This is a genomic window from Bacteroides sp. AF39-16AC (genome assembly GCF_003602735.1).
Classification (GTDB): Bacteria; Bacteroidota; Bacteroidia; order Bacteroidales; family Bacteroidaceae; genus Bacteroides; species Bacteroides uniformis.
In genome coordinates, this window is the sequence record NZ_QTLN01000049.1 from 1 (window position 1) to 7,294 (window position 7,294).

The 7,294-nt window shown below is 45.0% G+C and carries 8 protein-coding genes; 6 read left to right on the forward strand and 2 right to left on the reverse strand.

Translation table 11 applies throughout. The features are described 5' to 3' along the window. Window positions 1-11 precede the first annotated feature (11 nt). From DW039_RS20155 to DW039_RS20180, 6 genes are all read left to right on the forward strand, one after another. Entirely contained in the window at window positions 12-1,196 is a 1,185-nt protein-coding gene (locus DW039_RS20155) for an ArdC family protein (protein WP_120382296.1), read from the forward strand. Continuing rightward, window positions 1,174-1,557: a single-stranded DNA-binding protein gene (locus tag DW039_RS20160; RefSeq protein WP_007564694.1), complete on the forward strand. Its 384-nt coding sequence runs from the start codon at window positions 1,174-1,176 to the stop codon at window positions 1,555-1,557. Before DW039_RS20155 ends, DW039_RS20160 begins: the two co-directional genes overlap by 23 nt. An 11-nt stretch (window positions 1,558-1,568) precedes the next feature. Continuing rightward, window positions 1,569-3,515 carry a type IV secretory system conjugative DNA transfer family protein gene (locus DW039_RS20165; RefSeq protein ID WP_005868904.1) on the forward strand — a complete coding sequence of 649 codons (1,947 nt, stop codon included), beginning with the start codon at window positions 1,569-1,571 and terminating at the stop codon, window positions 3,513-3,515. Between the two features lie 22 nt (window positions 3,516-3,537). Continuing rightward, window positions 3,538-3,957, forward strand: coding sequence for a hypothetical protein (locus DW039_RS20170; RefSeq protein ID WP_005868906.1), 420 nt, complete (start codon window positions 3,538-3,540; stop codon window positions 3,955-3,957). A gap of 135 nt (window positions 3,958-4,092) precedes the next feature. Then, entirely contained in the window at window positions 4,093-5,118 is a 1,026-nt protein-coding gene (locus tag DW039_RS20175) for a toprim domain-containing protein (protein ID WP_005868908.1), read from the forward strand. A gap of 53 nt (window positions 5,119-5,171) precedes the next feature. After that, window positions 5,172-5,657 (forward strand): hypothetical protein, encoded by a 486-nt coding sequence (locus DW039_RS20180; protein ID WP_005868909.1) that lies wholly within the window; start codon window positions 5,172-5,174, stop codon window positions 5,655-5,657. A gap of 99 nt (window positions 5,658-5,756) precedes the next feature. On the opposite strand, the gene DW039_RS20185 is transcribed toward DW039_RS20180, so the two are convergent. Both DW039_RS20185 and DW039_RS20190 read right to left on the reverse strand, forming a co-directional pair. Further along, window positions 5,757-7,004, reverse strand: coding sequence for a PcfJ domain-containing protein (locus DW039_RS20185; RefSeq protein ID WP_005868910.1), 1,248 nt, complete (start codon window positions 7,002-7,004; stop codon window positions 5,757-5,759). 1 nt (window position 7,005) lies between these two features. After that, window positions 7,006-7,294: Cas9 inhibitor AcrIIA9 family protein (locus DW039_RS20190; protein WP_243635058.1), on the reverse strand; the 289-nt coding region annotated here is incomplete at its 5' end.

The window sequence follows — 7,294 nt, forward strand, 5'->3', positions numbered from 1 at the left end:
ATCAAATAAATATGAAAGAAACTGACATAAACAAATGGGCAACATTAATGATCGAAAAGATAAAGCAGGTGGAAGACAACTGGCAAAAGCCTTGGTTCGGGATAAAGGGTGGGGGACTTCCGCAAAATATCGAGGGAAGAACCTACAACGGAGTAAATTCTTTCATGTTGTTTCTACTTTCGGAAAAAGAGCAGTACAGCCTGCCGGTCTATATGACCTTCATGCAAGCCAAAGACAACGGCCTTAACATACTGAAAGGAGAAAAGTCATTCCCAGTCATTTACTGGAATTTCTCAGTAAGAGACAAGAACGGAAAGAAAATACCTTTCGACGTATATAAGAACCTGGATAAAAACGAGCAGCAGGAATATAAGGTCACGCCGTTTCTGAAGACATACAATGTGTTCAACGTACAGCAGACCAATCTTCAGGAAACGAAACCGGAGAAATGGGAAGCATTGAAGGAGCAATTCAAGATACCGGCCATCAAGGACGAGCAAGGGATGCTCACCGTGCCTCTGATTGATGCGATGGTACGGGAACAGCAATGGATCTGCCCCATTTATTCCAAGGAAGGAAATAGTGCTTACCATGCAAGGGGAGAAGATAACCATATCGTCGTACCCCTGAAGGGGCAGTTTAAGGACGGAGAGAATTTCTACTCCACACTACTGCATGAGATAGCGCACTCGACTGGAGAACCTGAGCATCTGAACCGGGAAAAAGGCGTGATTTTCGGAGACAAGCAATATGCCAAAGAGGAACTGGTTGCCGAACTCACCTCCGCTACCGTCGGGCAAAGCCTGGGAATATCCACCCATATCCGGGAAGAAAATGCCATGTATCTAAAAAACTGGCTGGGAGCCTTGAAAGAAGATCCCAAATTCATCTACAACATCCTTGCCGATGTAGGAAAAGCCAGCAATATGATTCAGGAACATACCGCACGGATGGAACAGTACCTCACACCGGAGGAACGGTTCACGCAGGCCGTCCTGCAAGACAACCGTCCGGTATTGGAGCAGATGAAAAACGAAGGTTTTACCCCTTCATCACGGTTATTGGAAAGTGTTGCGGCAAACCATCCTACAGCCGACAACCTTGAAACGCTACACAGCACTTTCGGCATTTCGCTGCCTTCCATGGAAGCGGAGCCAGCCATGAAAAATATGAATGAGCCACAGCTCGGATTATAAACTTTTAAAAACCATCATTATGTTTACAGGACAAATTATCGGTTATGTCGGTGCGGATGCCCGGCAGAACAAGAACGGAAAAGGATTCAACTTCCATGTATCCACCAAGTACAAGAACGTGAACAACGAGGAACAGACCCTATGGGTATGCTGTTTCGTGAATTACGAGAGTAAAGTCTTTGAGTATCTGAAAAAAGGGACACAGGTATATGTCTGCGGCGATGTGTATGCCGATGTATTCCAGAAGGATGACGGTAGCCACATCCCATCCGTCAGCCTGACCGTCTCACGCATTGAGTTACTGGGAAAGGCAGAGAAAAAAGAGAGCGGTGACGGAACGGCATCCGGACAACCCCAATAACAGCAACGGCCATGGAAAGAGAGAAGAAAGACCTGTCATTCATCCTGATCCTGCTATCCACGCTCATCGGGACAGCCGTACTGTTTCAGTGGGCTATCGTTACGGGATTATACGCTCCACTACGTAATCCGGCCATGTGGGAAAGGCTGATGGAGAAGGATATCCTATTCCGGTTTCTCTACGTTATCCTGATCGGAGGCCTCGCTTTTCTCTTTCCGGTTGGCAAAGTGAAAGACGAAAACAAGAAATGGGTTTACACCAGTATGACACTGGTTACGGCATCCATGCTGGTTGTCGGATTCAGCCGGTTATCAGCGTGGTATAACCTATTTGTATTTCCCATTCTATTCGTAGCGTACACGCTGCTTGTCATCAAGACTCTGCCTTATTTCATCCGGCGTCATGCCCAATCCGATGATAGCATTTTCGGGTTAAGCCGGGAAGAATCGGCTTTCTACTTCCGCTTTGAAACCGCCTCCGGGCCGCTGGTCATCCATAAGCCGCAGCAGAATGTCTATATCGACGGCGGTCCGGGAAGCGGTAAATCAGAGAGCTGGATCAAGGGAATCATCTACCAGTGCGCCGAGCGCAACTATGCCGGATTCGTGTACGATTGGGAGGGTGATCCCACCAAGGACAAGTCACCCATCCTCTCACGTATCGCATACGGAAGCATCGAACATTTCCGGAACAAGGGGATGGAAACACCCCGTTTCGCCTATATCAACTTTGTGGATATGTCACGCACGGTCAGGGTGAACGTACTTTCTCCGCAATACATGTCAAAGGGAAACGAATCGCTATTCATCCGCAATATCATCATGACACTGATGAAGAATCTGGAAGCAAGCTGGAAGGAAAAGACCGACTTTTGGGCCAACAATGCCATCAACTACGTCTATTCAATCGCCTATAAATGTTTCAAGGAAAGGAAGCTTGGTATCTGTACGCTGCCCCATGTGATAGCCCTTGCCCTTTCTGACAGCAACCTAGTATTCCACTGGCTGTCGGAAGATCCTGAAATCGCATTGAACATGTCCTCCATGCTGACCGCCTGGAAACTGGGTGCACAACAGCAGACAGCCGGAGCCGTATCATCCGCACAGACTCCGTTGGTACTCCTGAACAACAAATACATCTTCTGGGTGTTGTCGCCACTTCCCGAAGAAGAGTTCTCTTTGGATATAACCAACAAGGAACACCCAACGCTGTTATGCGTAGGCAATGCGCCCACCATCAAGGAAGCCGTTTCCCCTGCTATTTCCTGCATCGGCAGCGTCTTGATGTCACAGATGAACAATCCCGGCAAAGCGACCAGCATATTCATGGTAGATGAATTTCCGACCATCCTGTTGCAAGGCATTGACACTTTCATCGGAACCGCCCGGAAGCACAATGTCGCTACCATTCTCGCCGTTCAGGACTTCAACCAAGCGGTCAGGGACTATGGAGAGAAAAGTGCCAACATCCTGAAAGCCTCCTGCGGAACGCAGGCTTACGGTATGACCGGAAATGAGAAGACCGCCAAAGACATCGAGAACTTGCTTGGGGAGAAGAAAGAAGCGCAAGAATCTTATTCACACCAAGCCGGTGGCAATAACAGTGTCACGGAGAGCCTGCAAAAAGAAAAAGTCTTAAAGGCAAGGGACATTGCCGGACAAGCAGCCGGACACTTCATTGGCAAGATTGCCGGAGGCAAGCCGCCATTCTTCAGCGTGCAGATGGATATGTGCCGTTTTGAAGAGAAGGAGATACCCCGTTTCTCCTTACCGGTCAAACTGGGCAACGGCAAAGAAGAGATGGAACTGGAAATCCTGGAAGAGATTATCCAGCAGAACTACATCAAAATCATTGAAGATGTCAACGCCATCCTCAAAAAGATAGAGGACAAATTAAAAGAAAAGTCAGCAGTTCCGCCAACCGGGACACACAAGACAGAACAAAAAATCATCCGATAACATTCAACAAAAGAATCCTACCATGAGAAAAATTCATTCATTATTAGCGGCAGCCTGCTTATTGGCCGCTTCATGCAACAAAGAGGAAATCCAATCGGAAACAGACAAAGCCGGCATGTATCACATCACCGTAGCCGTAACCGGTTCCTCACCCAAAGGCAGTGTGCATATATATAATCTTGACGGCGTGAGATTCAGGAACGAACGCACCGGTACCTCCGCAGCTTCCGTAGATGAGAGTTTCACCGATAAAGCGGAATACAGCACGGAAAAGCCTGTCAGCCAAATTACCGTGCAAGGCATTCTCTATTCAAAAGAGAGTGCTATCATCACCATGCAGATAAAAAAAGACGGGGAAAGCGTATTCAACCAGAGCAAACAGTTGGAGGCCGTTCCCGGTATAGACACTACTGTTGATTTGGTTTACAGTACCTTGAAATAAAAATGCAGACGAATCAAAAAACATATACTTTCTCTTCCATATTTAGATGATATTTCTTATCTTTATGAAAGATAATCTTTCTCATTTATAATCTAAGCTCAGATAAAATGAGATTCAACTAATCCAGTCAACGTTATGAAAGTCGATTTCAATCAGATAAAAACAACCATTTCTCTGCCCGATTTCCTGCTGGAACTAGGATGGAAAATCGTGGAAGGCTCTTCCAACTCCTGTCCCAAAATGAGCAACGGAACGCATACCATCGTCATCAAGCGGAACTCGCAGAACCAATACACCTATTGGGACGTGCATAGTGACAGCGTGCGTGGCCGCAGTATCATGGATCTGATGCAGGAACATCTATTTGAAACAACCGGAAAAATGCCGTCCTTGCGCGAGGTGGGGGAGATCCTTCAGAACTACATCAACACCAACCGCATCACGACACCCGAAAAAAGCCGGTATGAAGTAGGTAACACAAGCATGAGAGCGGACGAACTTCAATTCTACTTGAGCCAGCTACAACCCTACAAGGGCAATTATCTCCAGAAAAGAGGTATCCTGAAAGAAAGCATTGAAAGCCGGTTCTTCAAAGACACTTTCTTTATCCGTGAGGTAAAGAACAAAGGGAGTGTTTACCGCAACGTGTGCATCAAGATGTACAATGAAAACGGTGTGCAAGCCATTTCTCAACGAAATGAAACATTCAAAGGGATTATCGGTGGCAAGTTCGACTGTCTGGCGACCAGCAACCATGACAAAAGCCGCCCGATAGACATTCTCTACATTGGGGAGTCATTTATAGACTGTATCTCCCACTATCAATTACGCCATTCCGGAAACGACCTCAATCTTGTATATGTATCTACGGAAGGGACATTCACGGAAGGACAAATGAGGCTATTACGCCTGATTCTTGACAAGAACCAGGTAAAGGAGCTCCGGAGCATCTTTGACAACGACAAACAAGGGCACAAGTACACTCTATGGCTGCATCGTTACTTTCATGGCGATACGACTGATGTCGAGAGCCTGAGTAACGATGAACTCCGCAACAAGGTACGGAAACTGAAGAACGTCGAACTTTCGGAAAACAAGGATTGGAACGATGATCTGAAAATCTCGTGTGGCATCTGTTCCTCCACGGAGGACGGCCAGTAACCTCATAGATTTGCTCCATCACATAATACGACAACCTATAAAATCAGATCAATATGAATATCAAGCATTTATTTTTTTGTATGCTGCTCATTGCCTTTTCCTCATGCAGCAAACCCGGCTATGAGAAGGCCATTGCGGAATGGGTTCAGACAGATTCTCACGGCACCTGGACGGATTTAAAGTTCGAACTACTGGAAGTGTTGGAAACAGAAGACGTCACCGTATCGGACAGCCTGTGCTACCTGAACAACAAAAGCGCACAATTATCCGCTGTCATACAGAAAGCGGAAAGTCCCCGTGCCTTATTCAAACCGTCCTTTTCCGCCTATATGGAAGCCGAAAAAAGCCTGAAAGCAACGGATGCCATGAAAGCCATGTACCTGCACCGTGACAGTACGGAAGTTATCGGCAAGATATTAAAATGCAGGTATGCCATCGTCCAGCCACACTCAGGGGTGCAGCAGAAAAAGACGGCTTCTTTCCTATTGTCCCCCGACATGGAAAAATGTATCGGCAAACTAAAGCCGACAAGCAAATAATCCGAGCGTAACGATGTGTAGCGACAACGTTTTTTGGGGTTCTTTTTTGGGCGTCTTCCAAAAAAGAACTCCCACACATTTAGATGTGTGGGCTATTCATTACACTACCATCCTTTCCCTTATCAACGGTATATTATCCCGTACCAAATTCAGAATCCGGTCATGATAGGCTGATAATTGGTTAGACTTTCCACGACACTGGCACACCTCCATCCTGCTAAGTGAAAACTCCACCGTTTCCATGCGCCTTCCATCCACCGTTGCCGACATTATCAACGAATCTTCTCTCTTATAATAGGCGTTGCTGAATACACAATGATGCAGCAACTTTCCCTCTTTGTAAAAGTCCGAAAGGCTTTCCAATACCCGAACCATAATATTTCCATCCGCAAACGAAAGATTAAAGAAACGTGATTTGGCAGCAATATAGTCTTTTTCATCCTTTTCAGAATATTTTTTCTTACATTTCCCCATCACCCAATCATGCGCTTCTTCTACATTCAACGGACACAAATAATGAGGATTTCTCGCATCCAATTTATTTTCTATCAGCATATCCACATAGTCCAGCCACAAGTCCGCATCATGTATCACATAGTCATGTCTTAAACAGATTTTTACATACGTCCAATACTTATCTATACCGTATTTTCTCTCTAAAAATCTCAAGAACAAATTCATTTGCCCTGCCTTATATAATATCTCCATCCGATTATCAGTTAATAATGTCATAAAGAAGGAACTCGGACAAATATCATAAAAGGCACCCTTAAATCCATTCCTCGTAAGTTCGGGTATCACTTTCATTCTCGGATAGATAACTGCCGGGCAAATATCATAAATACGGTCATGATGCACATTCCGCTTACGCAATTCCAAAGAACTTCCATATATCCATGCATCGTAATAAAATATAGACATGCCCCGCAGCAAAGACAGCGTTTCTGTCTTGCCCTCTTTATTCATCCAACACTGTACCGCCTCAATTATAAAGTAATTAGCCGGAGACCCTTTTTTCAGCCGGCAGTCCACCATAAAAAAACGGATAACTTGATATTGCTTGTATGTAGTAATCACACAAAAATATTCTTTATATACAGCCGTCCTTTTCCTGCTATTCTCCAATTTCAGGTTCATACCGCAATGAGGACATTTACAGTTTTTCTTATCTTCCTTATCCCGCCATGTATGCCCACAATCCAAACAAAAGCAATTCCCCTTTGCATCACGCTTGAAATAATGCACAAAGCAATGTTTATAGGCATAACGCTTTTGAGCCTCTGAAACGGGAGCTAACTTCCTGCTCCCATTCACGATTTCCATTTGTAATTTTGTCTTGGGTTTCATATCAAAAAAGAGTTAACTGGGTTTGTACTTCGGTGTTGTTCTCACGTTTAGCTTGTTGACGCTTCTTCAACTTTGCCAATTCTTCCTCCTGCAATTTTTTGATAGCAGCCTCACGAGCCGCTTTCTTTTCTTCCTCTGACAATTCAACATGATGATTTACGACTACATTACATTTCAATGGGCTACCCACCTCAATATTATCTTCCTGATAATAGTGCTTATCAAAACTTGTGATAACCACTATTATCCCAATTAGTGACTTATCACAAGTTGATATTTTTGTTGAAGTA